The sequence below is a fragment of the Paraburkholderia sp. DHOC27 genome, from assembly GCF_003429005.1.
In the GTDB taxonomy this organism is placed as follows: domain Bacteria; phylum Pseudomonadota; class Gammaproteobacteria; order Burkholderiales; family Burkholderiaceae; genus Paraburkholderia.
In genome coordinates, this window is the sequence record NZ_QVQV01000009.1 from 217,413 (window position 1) to 235,510 (window position 18,098).

Here is an 18,098-nt window from a genome sequence, read left to right on the forward strand (position 1 = left end):
TTTAGCACATCGGGCCCGAGCCACGCGCCGCGCGATCCAGCGCCGCGACGCAGTGCCCTAGGCGCGCACCACGCTCACGCCCGCCGCTTCCAGCGCCTTGATCGAAGCGGCGTCCGTAGCGCGTTCAACCACGATGGTCTGCGCGAGCGTCAGCTCGCCGATCGCATAGGCCGACGCCGAGTTGAGCTTGTCCAGCGAAGCCAGCACCACCGTTTCGGCGGCACGCGCCGCCAGCGCGCGTTTGACGTAAGCCTCTTCGAGATCGCCGGTACTGAGTCCCGCGCCCGGATGGACACCGGTCACGCCCATGAAGTAGAGGTCGGCGTGGATATGCGACATCGCTTCGATGGCAGCGGCCCCCACGTTGACGATGGAGTGCTTGTACAGCCGCCCGCCAATCATGATGACCTCGATGGACGGATGCTCCACAAGCGCGACGGCCACCGTCGGGCTATGTGTGACCACCGTCGCCGCCAGCGAATGCGGAATCTGCCTGACCAGCTCAGCCGAAGTCGTGCCGCCGTCGATGATGACGATCTGGCCGGGCTCGATCATCGCCGCCGCCGCCGCGCCAATTGCACGCTTGCCGCTCGATTCCAGCGCGCGCCGCTGCGCGAACGGCGCCACCGCCGACGAGGCCGGCAACGCGCCGCCATGCACCCGTTGCAACGAGCCTTCGGCAGCCAGCTCGCGCAGGTCGCGGCGAATCGTGTCTTCCGACACGCCAAAGCGTTCGGCGAGCGGTGCCGCCAGCACCTGGCCTTCCTTACCGAGCAGTTCGAGGATGGTTTTCTTGCGTTGACTCGTCAGCATGGGATCTGAAATCTCCTCGACCCGGTTTGCACGAATTTTCTTGATATTGCATGAAATTGCACGATATCATGAATCCACCTTTTTGCGCGAGACCCGCCATGATCGCTACCCAAGACCGCGTGCGCATCGTCGACACCACGCTGCTGTCCGACGACTGGTATGTCCTCAAAAAGACGACCTTCGATTTTCTGCGGCGCGACGGCACCTGGCAGCGCCAAAGCCGGGAGACCTACGATCGCGGCAACGGCGCCACCATCCTGCTGTTCGATCGCGAGCGCAGGACCGTCATCCTGACGCGGCAGTTTCGCTTTCCTACCTTCGTGAACGGTCACGACGGCATGATGGTCGAGGCGGCCGGCGGCCTGCTCGACAACGCCTCGCCTGAAGAGCGGATTCGCGCCGAGGTGGAGGAAGAAACCGGCTATCGCGTGCACGACGTGCAGAAGGTGTTCGAGGCGTACATGAGCCCTGGGTCGGTCACGGAGAAGCTGTATTTCTTCGTCGCCGGCTACGACGCGGCCACGCGCGTGAGTAACGGGGGCGGTCTCGAAGCCGAAGGAGAAGACCTCGAAGTGCTCGAACTCACGCTGGACGAAGCGCTCGCGGGCATCCAGCGCGGCGAGATCGTGGATGGCAAGACCATCATGCTGTTGCAGCACGTGGCGCTGGCCGAACTGATGGAGCAACGCGGCGAGCATGCGGCGGGTCGTGCAGTGAATCATGCGGCGGGTCACGCAGCGGCGAGCGCAAACACCTAAGGGCCACACAGGCACTCAGGCTGCCGACTTTACCTGATTGCGTCCAGCGGACTTTGCTTCGTACAACTGTTGATCGGCGGCGGCCATCAATTCGAGCGCGCTGCCACCCTTCGACGGCAGACGCGTCGCGCATCCCACGCTCACCGTGACGGTGCCGTGATCGCTCGCGCCGTGGTCGAACTGCATGCCCTGCACTTTCTTGCGGATTTTCTCCGCCACCAGCGACGCGCCCGCCTCCGCGGTATCGGGCAGCACCACGGCGAATTCCTCGCCGCCATAGCGCGCCACCAGATCGACCGAACGCCGCACCACCGAGTCGATGCACTCGGACACGGCCGCGAGCACCTCGTCGCCCGCCGCGTGGCCGTAGGTGTCGTTAAAGCGCTTGAAATGATCGACGTCGACGAACAGCACCGACATCGGACTGCCGTTGCGGCGCGCGCGGCGCCATTCCTCGTCGAGCCGGGCATCGAGCACGCGCCGGTTGCTCAGGCCCGTGAGCGGATCCGTGGCAGCGAGACGGACCAGTTCGGCCTGCGCCCTGACCTTGTCCTGCAAGGTGAACGCGAGCAGCCACGACAGCACGATGAAAAGGCCGCCCAGAGCGAGCGTCAGGCCGCCCGCGATCAGGCTGCGGCGGCGCCATGCGGCCAGCACGTCTTTCACCGCTGGCGCGACCACGACGATCATCGAGGTGCCCGGCACGCGCGCGAAGGTGAACATGCGCCGCACGCCATCCACGACGGACGCCGCCACGTACTCGCCCTGTTCGTGCTCGGCCATTCGCACGAACATATCCGAGCGCGCAATGCTGGTGCCGATGTCGTGTTCGTTGAACGGTTTACGCGCCAGCAGCGTGCCGTCGTCGAGCACGATGAACACCGAACCCCTCTGCCCCGTATCTATCTTGTCGAGCAGACGCTGGAAGTACTCGATCCGGATGGCCAGCAGCGCGACGCCGGCAAACGACCCATCCGGCGCATTGAAGCGCCGCGTGAGACCGATGGACAGATTGCCGCCGCGCAGGCGCGAATGGAACGGGTGGGAGATGAACAGGCCGACGGCGGGATTGCGCTGCTGGATGGTGAAGTAATCGCGATCGTCGAGCCGCACGGAAGCGGACAGGTCGCCGTTTTGCGACGCCAGCACATGGCCGTTGGCATCCACCAGATACGCGCCACCGAGGTAGGCGGCGGTGGTGGCCCGATCGAACAGCACGGCCTGGCGCAGGCGACCGGTGAGCCGCCAGGTGAAGGGATCCTGCGCGCCATCCACCATCGACTCGAGCGAGAGGTCGTAGATTTCGACGTTGCGCGCGACGTCGCTGGAGATGATCGCCACCAGGTTCTGCGCGGTCTGATGCGCGTGATCCAGCGCGTCGGCACGGCCATCGTAGAGCGTCAGGAACGTCATGCAGGCCATTGCCGCGGCCAGCAACGTGCCCACGATGCCCGCATGGAACGGGTGACTGCCCACGCTGCGCATGGTGGCTGCGCTCTGGAGGCGAATGGTTCTGCGCCACCGCCGACGCACGGAAAGAACCCGGTGCGGCACGCTCCCTCCGTTGTGGAAAGTTCAGATACACCACGAACTCTGCAATGGTGCAGGCGTTTGAACCATTCTCGCACGCGCAGACGGGTCGCGCCAGGCGGGGCGGCGTGGAGCTGGGGTGTTGGAACCTGGGGTCGGAAGGATGGGTTACGATGAAGCGGCGGCTACTGTGGTGGAGCCTGAGCGGCAGGTGACTCTTCGACCCGCTTGCCTTCCCGGCGCAGTGTCGAGCAAATGCGGCGGACGCGCAACGCGTAGTCCTGCGGGTCGCTTGCCCGCAACGACTGGAACTGCAGCAGAACCGGCGCGGCGCGCTTCCATCCGTAGTTCCATGCGTCGTCGAAGTCGGCGGGGTTGCCGACCGCCCGCCGCAGGCTCGTCTTGAAGCGCGCCAGCCCGGCCGGTGTGAAATCGCACAGTTCGATGCCAAGGTGCGCAGCCCGACCCGCTGATTGAACCCGCTCGCTGACAGCCTGATCGTCGGCGGCACCCGCGGCACTGCTGGCCGCGATGGCGCCACCATACATCGCACCCACGCAGAATGCGCGCAGCAACAGGGCAACGAGGCCTGCACGTGTCTTCATGATTGGCTCCCGCTTCAGCCAGCCTCCGCATCAGGTTCACCAACGTTGCCTCGCGCACACGGCTTGCTCAGGCTGCCGGGCCTACCGCGGCGGAGTGACGACCACGTACTGCACCGTGGCCCCCACGTACTGCGGCTGATACCAGTTCGGCCCGCACTGCTGATAGACCACACCGGCCACCATGACACTGCTGCAACTCGGCGGCAGCGCCGCGACCGTCGTGCCGACCACGACCGCCGTCGTCACGCCCACCGCCACCCCGACGGCAACCGGATCGACATACCAGCCGTCGTCATGGTGATGGTGATCGTCGTCGTGATGATCGTCGTCATGGTGGTCGTCGTCATGGTGTCCATCATCGTGATGATCGTCGCTGTGATGGCCGTCATCGTGATGATCGCCGCCGCCGTTGTTGTTGCCGCCGTTGTTGCCACCGTTGTTACCACCATTGCCGCCGTGCGAATTCGAATTGCCGCCACCACCATTGCCACCGTTACCACCGTTATTACCATTACCACCGTTGCTGCCGCCATGCGAATTCGAATTGCCTCCGCCGCCGCCATTGCCGCCGCCGTGCGAATCCGAATTGCCGCCTCCGCCATGCGAGTTCGAGTTGCCTACATTGCCGCCACCGCCGCCATTGCCATGCGAGCCCTGGCCACCGCCGCCCCCACCTCCGCCCCCGCCGGACGGTTGGCCGCCGGCGTGCTGCGACTGCGCGCCGAAATTGTGCGCCTGTCCACCGCCGCCTCCACCACCACCATTTCCCCCACCACCGGGGCTGCCGCCGTGAAACCCACCCCCGCCGCCGCCTCCACCCTGAAAGCCACCGCCGCCTCCGCCACCGCCGTGGAAGCCACCACCACCGCCTCCGCCGCCATGAAAACCGCCGCCCCCACCGCCGTGGACGCTGGTGCGCGCGCCACCGCGCACCCCAAACGCGAACGTGCTAACGGATGTCGCCGAAAACGTGAGGGCGAGCGCAATGCCGGTCAACCGCATCAGTGGTTTCATTGCGCGTCTCCCTGTTGGGCTTCGTCCGGCGCACTGGCAGGCCGCATCGGGATCTGGTGCGCGCCCGGCCCCGGATGGAACTCGAAGGTGCCCGCCGCAAACGACGGATCGAGCGTCCATTGATAATTCACCGCATGCTGCGGCCGCGACGGCTGCGTCGTGTCCGTCACCACAAAGCGGCACGGCAGTGGACGCGGACCGGTCTGAATCCACAGTTCCCAGTCGAGCCCCGGCTGTTGATAGGCGTAGTGGTTGCACCACTTGCCCTGCACCTTGTCGAGACCGATGAAGATCGCGGTGGTAAGCGCCTTCTCGTCATCGGATTGCTCGCCCCAGTAGAACAGATCGACGAGCGGCAATTGCACGCCGTACTTCTGGTCGGCATCGGTGATCAGTTCACGGATGGTGGGCGGCGCCGGCACCTTGCTGTAGTAGTTGTGCGTGTCGTTGTACAGCACGACGGTGTGTCCGTCGTAGATCAAACCCTTGGGCGCGCGGCTACCGGTGACCACCACCCTGAGCTTGTTGGGCCGCTCCACCGACATCTCCGTGCGATGCAGGAAGCCGACGTTTTGCCCCGTGGTCAACACCGCGTCCGTCACGCTGTCCGCCTCGATACGAAAGCGCTTTAGCGTGCGCAAATAGCTGCCAAGCCGGTTGAGCGCATCCACGGCCTGTTGCTGCATTTCCGGCTGCCCGGCAGAGGGCTCGTCGCTGCCTGAAGCGGGCGCCTGGGCGAGCGCAGCCGGCACGCCCCACACGGCGGCCAGCACGCTGGCGGCGAGGACCATGCGTCTGACGCCCACAGCCTGACGTTTGCCACAACGCAAAATTGACAGGTTCACTATGTTCTCCTGAATCACTAAAACGTTGTGCAGAGCAGAAATCCGTGCAATCGACTTTCCGGTATTCGCTCACATTCCGATTGCCGAGCCGCTATGCCGATGCCAGAGGCGCATTTGCTCATTCATTACGAAATTCCGTCGGCCATGCTTTGGCTTTGAGAAGCCACCTTCGGCGTAAATCATCTTGCCCAGCAAATCAAAACGCGATTTTATTTCGTTTAAGCGAGACACCGAAGCAAATTTTTGGGACAACACACCATGAATAGCAGATTGCAGCGGTACTTTATAGTTTTTTAATCCCGGCGCCTGACAAAAGACGTCACGCGCATGCGGGGCAAAGCTCGCAGTCCACCGTCAGGCACCACGTACTATGCGTGGATTTATCCTTCACATCAATAATCAGACCTTTTTCAGGACTGTGCGTGGATGCTAGCAAACGTTTTAGGCAACAGCAAGGACGGGTTAGCGCAATTCTTAAACCGAAATACTCACGCAGATTGTTTCATGCCTGTTCCGGCGTGAATTAGCTTTAATCGGACCATCCGAACCGGAATTAGCGCGTCCTCGCGATTATTTTTATTCCGGACCGACACAAGCAATAAGAAATGATTTATTAATATCGACGTTGCGCATCTCCGTCTGCAACACCGGTCCGGCGCTCGAGGGCGGTGTCTGTCACGGACCGCCATCCTGTACCACCCGCAATCCAGTCGTACTACATCGTAAGTGAGACGCCGCATCACGCCCGGCAGGCTGGCGCCATGCCGGCAGCGGGATGCAGCCCATGCCTCGCCGTTAGCCGGACTTTCATGGACGGTCACTCCGATGCCAATGCGAACCGAAGCGCTTCCCACTGTTGCCCGCAGAATCAGCGCGGGTCAGATGTTGATGGATGGCTCATCGATCAGCGCGGTCGCCGAGGCGCTGCACCTGTCCACTGCCACCGTCAAACGCTATAAGGCCATTCTCGAAGACGGCGGGCTCGCCGCACTCAAGCAGATGAGTGTGGGCGGACGCGCATCGGCGCTCGATGCGGCCGCGCTCGAATGGATCGCGGCCGCGCTGCGCGGCTCGGCCCGCGAACACGGCTTTCCCAGCGACGCATGGACCAACGCGCGTCTGCGCGAGTTGATCGAAGCGCGCTACGGGGTGCGCTATTCGCGGGTCTACGCGTGGCAGATCGCCACCAACCTGGGCCTCGGCGACCGGCTCTCGAAATCGAGCCGCTGAGTCAGGGCGCTGAGTCAGGGCGCTGAGTCAGTCTGCTGAGTCAGGCCGCTGAGTCAGGCTGCTAGTTCATGCAGCTCATTCACGCGCGCCACACCTCCTTCAATCTGCCGAACTCCGCCGGCCGTGTGTACGAGCGGTACAGTTCGCCCACCGTGCCGATCGCGAGCGCCGGCTTGAGGGTGGCGCCGGGAAGTGCCTGAGTGATCCAGTCATACGCGTTCATGTCTCGTTGCGCGGCGTGGATGGCATGGGTGAGCGCGGTTAGCGCCGCATCGGCCGAATGGTTGCCCAGATCCGTAAAACATTGCTCGAAGGGATGTCTTGCCACGAGCGTGGCGCGCAAATCGGACGGTCTTTGGTTCACAGGGTGCTCCTGCACGGTTGGTCCCCTCTCGTTTACCAGCCGCATATGACAGCACGCGGAATGGCCGCAAAAAATCGCTGCGGCAAAAAATTCCGCCCTGGCCGCATCCGGCAGCGTGAACCGGCCAGATTCTCCCTCACACATGACCTCAGCCGCACAACGCCAGTGCTGGACGCCTCAAAACGCTCCCGTCAACCCAGCCCCAACCGTAGCCTTCAACCTCGTGAAGCAAAAAAAATGGCCCCGCCATCTTGCGATAACGGGGCCGAGTCCCATGTCAAGGAGTGAGTCATGGAGGAGACGGGCCCATCTTAGCCGCGCCCCTCCAGCGCGCCAACGAAGCGTTTTTGCTTTGCTTATCCCTGCCCGGATTCGGTGCAATTCAGGCGAAGCGGTCTGGATCATGCTTCAGGCGTATATGGTTAGAACGAAAAGTCGCTTCGTACCGCTGTCACCGGTCTCTAAGATAGCGGTATTGAACAATCCCGGTCCGGCCTGCGCGCAGCCCCGCGCCATGCCCCGGAGGCCCTCGTGGCCGCTATAGAAGGAGTTTTTCTTGACCAGTCTGGATCAGCAACGCCGGCCGCTCGTGATCGGCATTGGCGGCACGACCCGCGCGGCTTCGTCGACCGAGCGCGCGCTCGGCTTTGCGCTGCGCGGCGCGGAAGCCGCGGGCGCGCGTACCCGTCTGTTCGGCGGCACGTTTCTGCATAGCCTGCCGCATTACGCGCCTGAAAGCCCGGAGCGTACCGACGCGCAGATCGAACTGATCGAAGCCGTCCGCCACGCGGATGCGCTGATCATCGCCACACCCGGCTATCACGGCGGCGTGTCCGGTCTGGTGAAAAACGCGCTCGACACGCTGGAAGAACTGCGTGCCGACGAGCGTCCGTACCTCGATGGCCGCGCCGTGGGCTGTATCGTCACCGCCTACGGCTGGCAGGCCGCCGGTTCGGTGCTGACCTCGCTGCGCTCGATCGTCCACGCGTTGCGCGGCTGGCCCACGCCGTTCGGCGCGGGCATCAACACGCTCGAAACCCGCTTCGAGAGCGTCGATACCTGTTCCGATCCGAAGGTGGTCGAGCAGCTCGCCACCGTCGGTCAGCAGGCCGCGCAATTCGCGCTGGCCTTCAACACGCAGCAGCCGCAGGCGGTGCGCAAGCCGGTCGCGAGCGGCGCGCCGGAAGTGCGCAACGGCAAAGTCCTGACCCTGGCGCGCTGAAGCTGGCGAATTAAAGCTGGCGCGCTGCACTCGCCCGCGCTGCAACTCGCCCGTTAACGCTCGCAAAAGGGCTCGCAAAAGAGCTAGCAAAACGAACCTCCACGTCACACGCATGACACGCGTGACATCTACAAAGCCCATTGCCGGATCACCCCGGCAGTGGGCTTTCTGACGTTTGGCGGGCTGCCCATCGCAGCGCGTGAGCCTGCGTGTGCCACACCACAGACAACGCATATTGCGCGCCGGATAGTGATCGCAACGCATCGGGGATCGCCAGCTTCCACAAGCCAATTCATGCAGACCGTTTCAGGTCCGCCCTGATTTGCTTGCGACGAAAGATTGGTTCACTCGCAAGGCCAGCCAACCTACGCTTGACCCTGCCTGTTCATATATCGCTCGGCCCGCTGCGTCGGTATTCCTTGCAACACACGCGGGCAGGACCATCGTCATCATCATGAATCGACAACATCTCCAATACAAAGGCTACGAGGTCGCTCCGGCAGCACAGCCGTTGCCCAACGGCCTGTACGCCGCCAATCTGACCATCGAAAAAGCCAACGCCACGCCGCAGCACGCTTACTCGTTCGACGCGCTCGACTATTTCTTCGACGAGGAACACGCGCTGGCTTACGCGTTCCGCTGGGGACGGCTATGGATCGACAATCAGCAGTGAAACCGTAATCGGGCACGCGCGTCGCCTCGCGACGTGTTTTAACCGGCTGTGACAGAATAGGCGGCACCACGCCTGTCCTTTTTTCGCCGCCATGTCCGATACCCTGACTGACGCAGCCGAAGATCGCGCCCTGCGTCACTGGAATTTCAGCGATCCCACGCCCCGTGTGGCGCCTGGTTCGGAAGCACACAAGCAAATGTTTTGCCGCATGCTTCTCGAAACCCACAACCCCTACAAGCCGGCCGTGATCGACTGGCCGCCCTTGCCCGCCGACGTGCTCGCCCGCCTGACGGCGCTGCCTATCTGGGACATGGCGGTGCAGACCGAGGGACGCGCGACGATCCGCGTCGAAACCTACGCGGCGGGCATCACCGATCCGCTGCTGCGCGCCGCGCTCGACATGGACGCCGCCGAGGAAGCGCGCCACAAGCTGGTGCTGTCGAAACTGGTGGCAGCGTACGGCATCGACCTCGCCCCCGAGCCCGACTACCTCGCACCACGCGACGCCGAATGGGCGTGGATGGTGACCGGCTATAGCGAATGCATCGACAGCTTCTTTGCCTTCGGGCTGTTCCGCTCGGCGCAGCTATCCGGCTATTTCCCCGAGGAACTGGTGCAGACCTTCGAGCCGGTGATCCAGGAAGAGGCCCGTCACATTCTGTTTTTCGCCAACTGGGTGGCGTGGTACAAGCGCACCATGCCGTGGTGGCGGCGCCCCTGGCATTCGGTGCGGGTGTTCGCCATCTGGATCTATCTGGTGTGGGAACGCATGAGTATCGCCAAGGGCATGGACGCCGACGGCGGCAGTCACGATTCGAATTTCCTGCCCGCCAGCAGCGAGACCTTCGGCGACGCGCTTGAGCCGCGCGCGCTGTTCGAGCTGTGTCTCGCGGAAAACGAACGGCGCATGAGCGGCTACGATGCGCGGCTTCTGCGGCCCACGCTGGTCCCGTCACTGGTACGCTTCGCCTTGCGCTTCATGAAACGGCGCGCCCCCTGAACTGCTTTCGCTGGAGACCTGACGCATGACATGGACCGTCGACGAACAGCTGGCCCTCACGGCAACCGAAGCCGTATCTGCAATCCAGACCGGCCGGCTGAAAGCCACGGACTATGTCGCCACGCTGCTCGCCCGCGCAGCCGCACTGCAAACGCTCAACGCGCTCACTGCGTTGAACATGGAAGGCGCGCTCGCTGCCGCACGGCGCATCGACGCGTTGAGTGACGAGGCGCGCAGCGCGCTGCCGCTCGCCGGACTGCCGGTGGTCGTGAAGGACAACATCAATACGGCGGGCCTGTTGACCTCGGCGGGCACGCCGGCGCTGGAAGGTTTCGTGCCGGACAGCAACGCGCCCTCGGTGCAGCGCCTGCTCGATGCGGGCGCCATCGTGCTCGGCAAGGCCAACATGCACGAACTCGCGTTCGGCATTACCAGTACCAATCTGGCGCCGCATGCAGGCGCCGTGCGCAATCCGTACGATCCTGGGCTGATTCCGGGCGGCTCGTCGGGCGGCACCGCGGCGGCGATCGCCGCGCGCATCGTGCCCGCCGGTCTCGGCACGGATACGGGCGGCTCCACGCGCATCCCCGCTGCGTTGACGGGCACCGTGGGCTTTCGGCCGTCGGTGGGCGACGGCGGCGCCGAGCGTCGCTATCACGACCCAGATGCGGTATTGCCGATCAGTCATACGCGCGACACCGTCGGCCCGATGGCACGCACGGTCGCCGATATCGTGCTGCTGGACGGCGTCATCAGCGGCGATGGCGCGTTGCCCACCGTGGCGCTGCAAGGTCTGCGCATCGGTTTGCCCGCGCCGCTCTGGGACGACCTCGACCACGCCGTGGAAAACGTCGCGCAGGTCGCCCTGAAACGGCTCGAAGCCGCCGGCGTGATCTTCGTGCCGGTGACCATGCCGCGACTGCTCCCGCTGAACGAGCAGGTCGGCTCGGTGATCGCGATTTACGAGGCGCGTGAGGACGTGCCCGCCTGGCTCGTCGCCAACGACGCGCCGGTCAAGACGTTGACGGAAATCGCCGCGCGCATCGCGAGTCCCGATGTCCGCGACGCCTACGACGCGATCCTCGCCAACCCGTTTGCGCAGCAGTACCAGAACGCGCTCACCGTATTGCGGCCGCAGCTTCAGCAGCACTACGCGGATACCTTCGCGGCAGAGCAGCTCGATGCGTTGCTGTTTCCGACGACGCGTCTGTGCGCCGTGCCGATCGACGAACTGGCCGGTTCGTCAACCGTCTCGATCAACGGCGGTGCGCCGATCAATGAAATGGGCGCCTATCTGCGCAACACCGATCCGGCCAGCAACGCAGGTATTCCTGGGCTCTCGCTACCCGCCGGACTCAGCGCGGAAGGCTTGCCGGTGGGCTTTGAAATCGACGGCCCGCTCGGCAGTGACCGGCGTCTGCTGGCGATAGGCGCGGCGTTCGAGCAGGTGCTCGACGTGTTACCCGCGCCGACGCTCTGATGCGGGCGCGCGAGATTTTGCGGCGGACCACGCCGGAAGCTGCACGCACGTCGCATGCTGAGGGCAGTCATCCGTGGCACCAACGCTGGCCGCGCACATGGGCGCGCTTCCTGATGCAGCGCGCGCTCGGGATTGTCGCCGTCACGCTTGCCGCGACGAGTTGCGCGCACATCGCCGCGCTCGACCCCGACGCGCTGTGGAAAATCGTCGGCGGACAATGCGTGCCGCAGGAAGAGGCGATGGGCCGGCCAGGGCAATGCACGCTCGTCAATCTGAGCGAACACTATGCGATTCTGAAAGACATCAGCGGCGTCACGCAGCATCTGTTGATTCCGACCGACCGGATCACGGGCATCGAAAGTCCCGCCATCCTCACGCCGAATGCGCCGGACTATTGGGTCGATGGCTGGAACGAGCGCAAGGTGGTGTCGGATTCACTGGGCGAACCGCTCGCCGACAATCAGTTCGGACTGGAAATCAATTCGAAGTATCGCCGCACGCAGCAGCAATTGCACATCCACATGGACTGCATGCGCGCGGACGTCACGCAGACGCTGGCAGCATTTCGCCATGCACCGCCTGGCACGTGGCAGTGGGATACGCTCGACGGCGCGCGTTACCGCATCATGCGGGTGACGAGCCTCACGCAGAACGACAATCCCTTCCGGATCGTCGCGCGCGACCATCCTGATGCGCAGGCAATGGCAACCCAAACCATTCTGGTGACGGGCGCAGGACCTTCGACCGCGCAGGACGGCTGGCTCGTCGTCAACAGCGGCATGGATGTGGATGGCGGCAGCGGCACGGCCGAAGGGCTGCTCGATCACAAGTGCCGGCTCTTCGAGGCGCATTGAGGTGGCGCATTGAGGTGGCCCACCGAAGTGGCGCACTGAAGCGCTACTCCGCTGTGCCCGGCGCCCCCGCTTCGCCCGACGGTCTCTCCAGCGCCACGCTCACCAGCCAGCGGCGGATCACGTTCTCTTCTTCTGCGTCGAAGCCCGCCAGCATCTGCTGCTCGATAGCCTTGACGCGCGAGCGGCACTGCTTGAGCAGCGTCTTGCCCTGCTCCGTCACGTCGATATGCTGAATCCGGCCATGCACCGCGTGCGGCCGCCGCGCAATCGCGCCGGAGCGCAGCAGGTTCGCCACGATCACGCTGACGGTCTGCGGCGTCAGCATGGTGAGCCGTGCCACGTCGGCATTGGATAGCCCTGGATACGCGTTGAGCATGGTGAGCACCATGAATTGCGGCGGCGTCACGTTGAGATCCGTGAGCGCGCGTTCCAGACGCAACCGGTGCGCCGCACTCGCCTGACGCAGCAGATAGCCGACGTGCCCTTCCTCACCGCGCTTGCCTTCGCCGATGTTCGGGATGTCCGTGCGTTCCGGCGCGGTTGAAGTCGTGGGCATGTGTCAGAGGTCGGAGCAGGCGCCCGATGAATGTTCGTCCTCTGATATTAACCGCTAAGTCCACGGCTTTGCGCTTTTTCGACAATGCTTTGCGCAACAAATTGGTTCGCGCGGCAGAAGGCTTTCCGTAGTCTTGACAACAACCCACCTACGGCGCCAACGCGCCCTTTAATCCGCTCTGCCTGTGTAACGATTGATGGCGATCTACCTCGACGACACGCAACGCAAAGCCCTGGCCCGCCTCAGCGCGAGCTGGACCTGGCGCTCCGAATGGCCGACATGGGTGCTGATCGCCACGCTCTATAGCGGATGGTTCGGCGTCGCGACGCATGCCCGCCTGCTGGGCTTGCCGCTCACCATCGCGCTGCTCGCGCTGCTCAGTACGTGGTATCTGTCGTTGCAGCACGAACTGCTGCATGGGCATCCCACGCGGTCGCGCTTCATCAACGGACTGCTCGGCTTCGCGCCGCTCGCGTTCTGGTTCCCGTATGGCATCTATCGCGCGTCGCATTTGCGGCACCACGAGGACGAACATCTCACGCGCCCCGTCGCCGACCCCGAGAGCTATTTCGTCACGCACGCTATCTGGCAACGCGCAGGAACCGCGACGCGTGCGCTGCTGACGCTACGCAATACCTTCGTGGGCCGTCTGCTGCTCGGCCCCGCGTTTGCGATCGCCGCCACCACCTTCGACGCCGTGCGCAAACTCGCGCAAGGCGACTGGCGTGAACTGCCCGTGTGGCTCGCGCATTTCGCGGCCGTGGCCGCGCTGACGTGGTGGCTCGACAGCGCGTGCGGCATCCCCGCGTGGTGCTTCGTGCTGGGGGTGGGCTATACGGCGCTGTCGCTAAGTTCGATCCGTTCGTTTCATGAACATCGCGCCGTGGATACGGTCGAGCACCGCACGGTGCTGAACGAAGCTGGATGGTTCTGGCGACTACTGTTCCTGAACAACAACTACCACCTGGTGCATCACGATCTGCCGCATGTGCCGTGGTTCGCGCTGCGACAGGTCTACGAGGCGTCGCGCCAGCAGTACATCGAGCGCTCGGGGGGCTTTCTGGTGAGGGGTTACGGCGAATGGATGAAGCGCTATGCCTTCTCGGCGGTGACCGATCCGGTTCATGGGCACACTGCGGGACTCAAGCCGCTCACGTCGCCAGGTTCGCTTGAGCCACATGAGCCACATGAGCCACATGAGCCGCCAGCCGCAGTGAATCGCTTTGCGGCGAACCTGCGCTCTGCCAAGCGCGCCTGATCGCCTCAGTCCGCGCCGGCCATCGCGCGAACCTGGCGCGACGCCGCCAGCATGCGCCGATGCTTCTGCTGTTCCAGCCACTTCAGCGATTCGTGCACGACGCCCGCCGGCACATCGTTGAATGAAGCGTTGCGAATCAGCGTCTCGCTGGCTGCGATATCGTTGAAGGTGCCCAGCTTGTTTTGCACCGTCGTCAGATCCTTGATGGCGCGCTCGTGTCCGTTCTTGAGGACAGGCTGAAAGAACTCGAGCAGGTAGCGCAGTTTCTTGCCGGCCTTGCGAACGTCGTGCAGCGCTTCTTCGTGAGTGGCCTCGCTGCGTGCCGCGCGTCTGCTGCGCTTGCGCAATGCGCGCTGCGCGAGGCGCACGCGCTCACGTGCAAAGGCACGGATGGGCAGATCGCTGCAACTCGACTGCAATGTGGCTTGTGCGCGCAGCGAGACCTCCGTCAGGAACGTCTCGACATCCGCGCTCTGGATCACGGTCTGGCTATCCACGACGGCTGCCGCGCGCTTGCCTTCCACGGCTGCCACCAGCGGCGCGATGGATGCGTCCGATTCCTGCGCCGCTCTCAGCAGATCGCCGGCGATGTCCCAGTCGCGCGTCCCGCCGGCCGCGGCGGCGAGGCGCCGGAATTCCTCCGTTGCCTGCGTGGCCACTTCGTCGCCGAGGTAAGGCGCGTAGGCCCAGTAGAGCGCGCGCAGCTTTCGAAAGGCGACCCTGAGCTGGTGGTAGCCCTCGGCGTCGCTTTGTGTGGAGAGTGCCTTGACCCGTGACACCGCCTCGTCCACCAGCGGTGTGGCGAGGGAGGAGAACGTAGCGGCAATGGAGCTGGTCTTGAAGAGTGAGGCACCGGTCAGTTGCCGGTCGACGACCTTGAAACGAGTGTTTGGCCGTGGCAAGGGCCAGTCACCATCCAGATTCATTTCATCCCCTGGTCAGACGAAAATATGGTTCCGCCCAAGACCTTATCACACTGCACCTGACACACTCCGTTCTTTGTGACGATTTGATGAAGCGCCGCCAACTTGTCGCGCTCACACCGCTCTTATGCGCAAGATCACCGGATGCCGGCGGTTCTGTATTACGATGCAGGCTACGTCTATCGCAGACTGACATGCCGCCGCGTCAGCGCGTGTCGAACATATCTTTTGTGTTGGAGTGCGATTTGAAAAAACGCGCCACCGTGATCTGTCGCAGGGGTAAGCGAATCCTCCTGGTCACACGCCGTCAGTCGAAGTGGGCTCTGCCGGGCGGCATTCTGAAGCGCGGAGAACATCTGTCGGATGCCGCGCTTCGGGAACTCAAGGAAGAAACGCAGCTTTCCGGAAAATCGGCCAAGTATCTCTTCGATCTGCGTGGCAAGCAGAAACACCATCACGTGTTCACCTGCGAAATCCCCAACCGCGCCAAAGCTCGCCCGAGCAATGAAATCGCCAAATGCCGCTGGGTTCACCTCGACGACATTCCCGATCTGCTCACCAGCCGGCCGACCACCGACATCGTCAAGCTGATGAACCAGCGTCGCCGGAAGTAGCACGAACAGTAGCGGGACGACGCGAGCTTGACGCGCGCAGCGTTACGTCTGCGCGTCGGGGGCTACGTTCAGAGCTGGAAGGCCCGCACTGCCGCGCGCAGTGACTGCGCCTGCGTTTCGAGCGCACTCGCCGCCTGCACGCCGTCCTGGGCAAACGAGGCGTTTTTCTGCGTCGTGTGATCCATCGTGGTGACGGCGGCATTGACCTGGTCGATGCCGACGCTTTGCTCACTCGACGCGCTCGCAATCGATTCGACCAGTTTCGACACACCGTTGACGGTCTCGATCAACTCGACGATGCTCACCCCTGCCTTGTTGACCGCGACGCCGCTCAGGTCGACCTCGGCCGTCATACCCTTGATCAGCCCGTCAATCTCGCGTGCCGCGCGCGAACTGCGTTCCGCCAGCGCACGAACCTCCTGCGCGACCACCGCAAAGCCACGGCCATGCGAACCTGCTCGCGCGGCTTCCACGGCAGCGTTCAGCGCCAGCAGGTTGGTCTGAAACGAGATGCCCTCGATGACGGAGGTGATTTCGCGCACACGGCCGGAGCGCTGCGTCAGCTCGCTCATGCGCTCCACGGCGTCCCGGGTTGCACGATTGCCGTCTTCGGCTTTGCTGGAGGCGACGCGCACGAGCGCGTGAGCCTGCTCGGCACGCTCGGCGTTTGCCTTGACGGTGGAAGCGAGCTGCTCCATCGTCGCGGAAGTCTGCTGGATGCCGGCCGCCTGGTCCTGGGTTCGCCCTGCCAGCAAGGTATTGCCCGCAGCGATGCCCGCCGAGGCCTCCGTGATGCTTTCGGTAGATGAGCGGATGTCGCCGATCATCGCCGCGAGCCGCTCCCGCATGGCTGCCATTGCGGACAGCACGCTGCGTTTGTCGTCGGGCGCGATCGGTACACGGATGGAGAGATCGCCGCCGGCCACGCGTCGCGCGACCTCCGCGGCCACGTGCGGCTCGCCGCCGAGTTCGCGGAAGAGACCACGGGCCAGCGCCGCGCAGATCAGCGCAACCACACCGAGTCCGCCCACCACGAAGAGCGCGATCACCACCTGCGCCACGTGACCGGATGCGCGGGCGTCGTCGTATTCCTGCTGCGCAACCGACAGTTCCAGATTGCGTAGCGCCGCGCCCTGCGCGCGCACCGATCTGGTCGCCGCTTCGATGGTCTGCGTCTCGACCCACTGGGCTTCGGAGAGGTTGTTCGCCGTCAGCAATTGCACAGCCGGACGGAGGCCCTTGTCGCGCAAGGCCGCCCAACTCGAAGAAAACTGCGTCGCCAGCCTGCTCTCATTACCATTCGATGTGTTGGCGAGGTATTGCGCCATCAGCGCATCCACCTGCTGCACGCGGCTCGCGGTGGCTTCGGTGACGAGCCGGGTTTTCTGCTCGGAAGGATCGAGAATCGCATCGCTGACGGAGAAGCGCGTGTCGGCCACCAGTTCGTCGATGGACGAGATGACCTGCAGGTCTTTCGCGCGACCTTCGAACATGCGTTGCAGTGCGTCGGTTCCCCGGGTTACGCCGATAAAGGCGGCGGCGCCGGTTACGAGCAGCACGAAGCCGACCGCTGCGGTGACAAAAACGAGGCGGCTTCTAACCGTGAGATTGCTCATCGAGGACCTACCAAAACCGAGCTCACACCACAACCCAAGGCTTGCAGAATGGCATCTATCAGGAACAAAACGCCGCGCATATCGCACAGCAAGGCGACTGGATTACGGCATCCTGAGCGGATTATTTAATGAAGGTTTTGTGACGGTGGGGTGTGGGTGGGGGTCCGCCCACCCTAGGCACGAAACTAAGCACGAAACCGCCGCGCCATCTGCAGCACCTTCGGCTCGTCCCCTTCCCCGTCCATATAAGGCACTTCAGCAATCCGCCCCACCGCTTGCAAACTGCGGATCAGGACCTTGCCGCTGTCCGGATACGTGCACACCTCATGTGGGTCGTTCAAGCCAACCGCGAAAAAGACCAGATCCTCATCGAACGGATTGGCCAGTTGATGGGCCACGCCCGTGCCCGCCGGGCACGAAATGCAGTCACCGGCACGAATCTCCTGAATGGTGTCACCGTAGCGAAACACGCCTCGCCCAGAGAGCACAAAGAAAATCTCGTCTTCGCGCGCATGCGTGTGAAACGGGCACGCCGTCCGCCCGGGCGGCACCCGCGAAACGTTGGCGCCGAGCCGGCCGGGCATGCCGTCCATGAGTGGCGTCAAGGGCTTCCACGCGCTGCCCCAATGCTCGCCATTCAGACGCTCGATTTCCTGCACGCTGTCCACGTTCACGACGTTGGGTGCAATGTCTTTTTCGGCTTTCTCCTCACGCTCCATGTTCGCTCCTCCGTGATCTGTTCA

Annotated in this window: 19 protein-coding genes; 9 read left to right on the forward strand and 10 right to left on the reverse strand. The window is 63.9% G+C overall.

What is annotated here, in order from left to right:
* Positions 1-57: 57 nt before the first annotated feature.
* Positions 58-813, reverse strand: coding sequence for a DeoR/GlpR family DNA-binding transcription regulator (locus D0B32_RS26915; protein ID WP_117337365.1), 756 nt, complete (start codon positions 811-813; stop codon positions 58-60).
* A gap of 98 nt (positions 814-911) precedes the next feature.
* Between D0B32_RS26915 and D0B32_RS26920 the strand changes: the two genes are divergently transcribed.
* The gene (locus D0B32_RS26920) at positions 912-1,571 is read left to right on the forward strand and encodes an NUDIX domain-containing protein (RefSeq protein ID WP_117337366.1); all 660 of its coding nucleotides are present in this window, start codon (positions 912-914) and stop codon (positions 1,569-1,571) included.
* Between the two features lie 15 nt (positions 1,572-1,586).
* Here the strand turns inward: D0B32_RS26920 and D0B32_RS26925 are convergent, their stop codons facing one another.
* The 4 genes from D0B32_RS26925 to D0B32_RS26940 all read right to left on the reverse strand — a co-directional run bounded on the left by D0B32_RS26925 (position 1,587) and on the right by D0B32_RS26940 (position 5,565).
* Positions 1,587-3,125: a diguanylate cyclase gene (locus D0B32_RS26925; RefSeq protein WP_404935602.1), complete on the reverse strand. Its 1,539-nt coding sequence runs from the start codon at positions 3,123-3,125 to the stop codon at positions 1,587-1,589.
* 161 nt (positions 3,126-3,286) lie between these two features.
* Complete coding sequence (locus tag D0B32_RS26930; RefSeq protein ID WP_117337368.1) at positions 3,287-3,706, reverse strand: hypothetical protein; 420 nt, start codon at positions 3,704-3,706, stop codon at positions 3,287-3,289.
* An 81-nt stretch (positions 3,707-3,787) separates the two neighbouring features.
* Positions 3,788-4,720: a hypothetical protein gene (locus D0B32_RS33130; RefSeq protein WP_310591211.1), complete on the reverse strand. Its 933-nt coding sequence runs from the start codon at positions 4,718-4,720 to the stop codon at positions 3,788-3,790.
* A complete protein-coding gene (locus D0B32_RS26940) occupies positions 4,717-5,565 on the reverse strand; it encodes a DUF2092 domain-containing protein (RefSeq protein WP_117337369.1) in 849 nt (282 codons plus the stop codon). The genes D0B32_RS33130 and D0B32_RS26940 overlap by 4 nt, the downstream gene beginning before the upstream one ends.
* An 825-nt stretch (positions 5,566-6,390) precedes the next feature.
* On the opposite strand from D0B32_RS26940, the gene D0B32_RS26945 reads away from it, so the two are divergent.
* Positions 6,391-6,795 carry a helix-turn-helix domain-containing protein gene (locus tag D0B32_RS26945; protein ID WP_117337370.1) on the forward strand — a complete coding sequence of 135 codons (405 nt, stop codon included), beginning with the start codon at positions 6,391-6,393 and terminating at the stop codon, positions 6,793-6,795.
* Between the two features lie 79 nt (positions 6,796-6,874).
* Here the strand turns inward: D0B32_RS26945 and D0B32_RS26950 are convergent, their stop codons facing one another.
* Entirely contained in the window at positions 6,875-7,159 is a 285-nt protein-coding gene (locus D0B32_RS26950; RefSeq protein ID WP_117337371.1) for a hypothetical protein, read from the reverse strand.
* 556 nt (positions 7,160-7,715) lie between these two features.
* On the opposite strand from D0B32_RS26950, the gene D0B32_RS26955 reads away from it, so the two are divergent.
* The 5 genes from D0B32_RS26955 (at position 7,716) to D0B32_RS26975 (ending at position 12,388) form a co-directional block, all read left to right on the forward strand.
* Positions 7,716-8,381, forward strand: a complete 666-nt coding sequence (locus D0B32_RS26955) for an NADPH-dependent FMN reductase (protein WP_117337372.1) — start codon at positions 7,716-7,718, stop codon at positions 8,379-8,381.
* A gap of 454 nt (positions 8,382-8,835) precedes the next feature.
* A complete protein-coding gene (locus D0B32_RS26960; RefSeq protein WP_117337373.1) occupies positions 8,836-9,054 on the forward strand; it encodes a transcriptional regulator in 219 nt (72 codons plus the stop codon).
* A gap of 91 nt (positions 9,055-9,145) precedes the next feature.
* Positions 9,146-10,054: a ferritin-like domain-containing protein gene (locus tag D0B32_RS26965; protein ID WP_117337374.1), complete on the forward strand. Its 909-nt coding sequence runs from the start codon at positions 9,146-9,148 to the stop codon at positions 10,052-10,054.
* Between the two features lie 25 nt (positions 10,055-10,079).
* Positions 10,080-11,534, forward strand: a complete 1,455-nt coding sequence (gene iaaH, locus D0B32_RS26970; RefSeq protein WP_117337375.1) for an indoleacetamide hydrolase — start codon at positions 10,080-10,082, stop codon at positions 11,532-11,534.
* Between the two features lie 113 nt (positions 11,535-11,647).
* Positions 11,648-12,388, forward strand: a complete 741-nt coding sequence (locus tag D0B32_RS26975; RefSeq protein WP_117337478.1) for a CDP-diacylglycerol diphosphatase — start codon at positions 11,648-11,650, stop codon at positions 12,386-12,388.
* 43 nt (positions 12,389-12,431) lie between these two features.
* Here D0B32_RS26975 and D0B32_RS26980 read toward each other — a convergent pair whose 3' ends face one another.
* Positions 12,432-12,944, reverse strand: a complete 513-nt coding sequence (locus tag D0B32_RS26980) for a MarR family winged helix-turn-helix transcriptional regulator (protein ID WP_117337376.1) — start codon at positions 12,942-12,944, stop codon at positions 12,432-12,434.
* 196 nt (positions 12,945-13,140) lie between these two features.
* Between D0B32_RS26980 and D0B32_RS26985 the strand changes: the two genes are divergently transcribed.
* Positions 13,141-14,202: a fatty acid desaturase gene (locus D0B32_RS26985; protein ID WP_117337377.1), complete on the forward strand. Its 1,062-nt coding sequence runs from the start codon at positions 13,141-13,143 to the stop codon at positions 14,200-14,202.
* Between the two features lie 5 nt (positions 14,203-14,207).
* Here D0B32_RS26985 and D0B32_RS26990 read toward each other — a convergent pair whose 3' ends face one another.
* The gene (locus D0B32_RS26990) at positions 14,208-15,128 is read right to left on the reverse strand and encodes a CHAD domain-containing protein (protein ID WP_117337378.1); all 921 of its coding nucleotides are present in this window, start codon (positions 15,126-15,128) and stop codon (positions 14,208-14,210) included.
* Positions 15,129-15,370: 242 nt separating this feature from the next.
* On the opposite strand from D0B32_RS26990, the gene D0B32_RS26995 reads away from it, so the two are divergent.
* The gene (locus tag D0B32_RS26995; RefSeq protein ID WP_117337479.1) at positions 15,371-15,739 is read left to right on the forward strand and encodes an NUDIX hydrolase; all 369 of its coding nucleotides are present in this window, start codon (positions 15,371-15,373) and stop codon (positions 15,737-15,739) included.
* A gap of 68 nt (positions 15,740-15,807) precedes the next feature.
* Here the strand turns inward: D0B32_RS26995 and D0B32_RS27000 are convergent, their stop codons facing one another.
* Both D0B32_RS27000 and D0B32_RS27005 read right to left on the reverse strand, forming a co-directional pair.
* On the reverse strand, positions 15,808-17,355 hold the full coding sequence (locus tag D0B32_RS27000) for a methyl-accepting chemotaxis protein (RefSeq protein WP_117337379.1): 1,548 nt from the start codon (positions 17,353-17,355) through the stop codon (positions 15,808-15,810).
* A gap of 185 nt (positions 17,356-17,540) precedes the next feature.
* Complete coding sequence (locus D0B32_RS27005; RefSeq protein WP_117337380.1) at positions 17,541-18,074, reverse strand: cupin domain-containing protein; 534 nt, start codon at positions 18,072-18,074, stop codon at positions 17,541-17,543.
* Positions 18,075-18,098 lie beyond the last annotated feature (24 nt).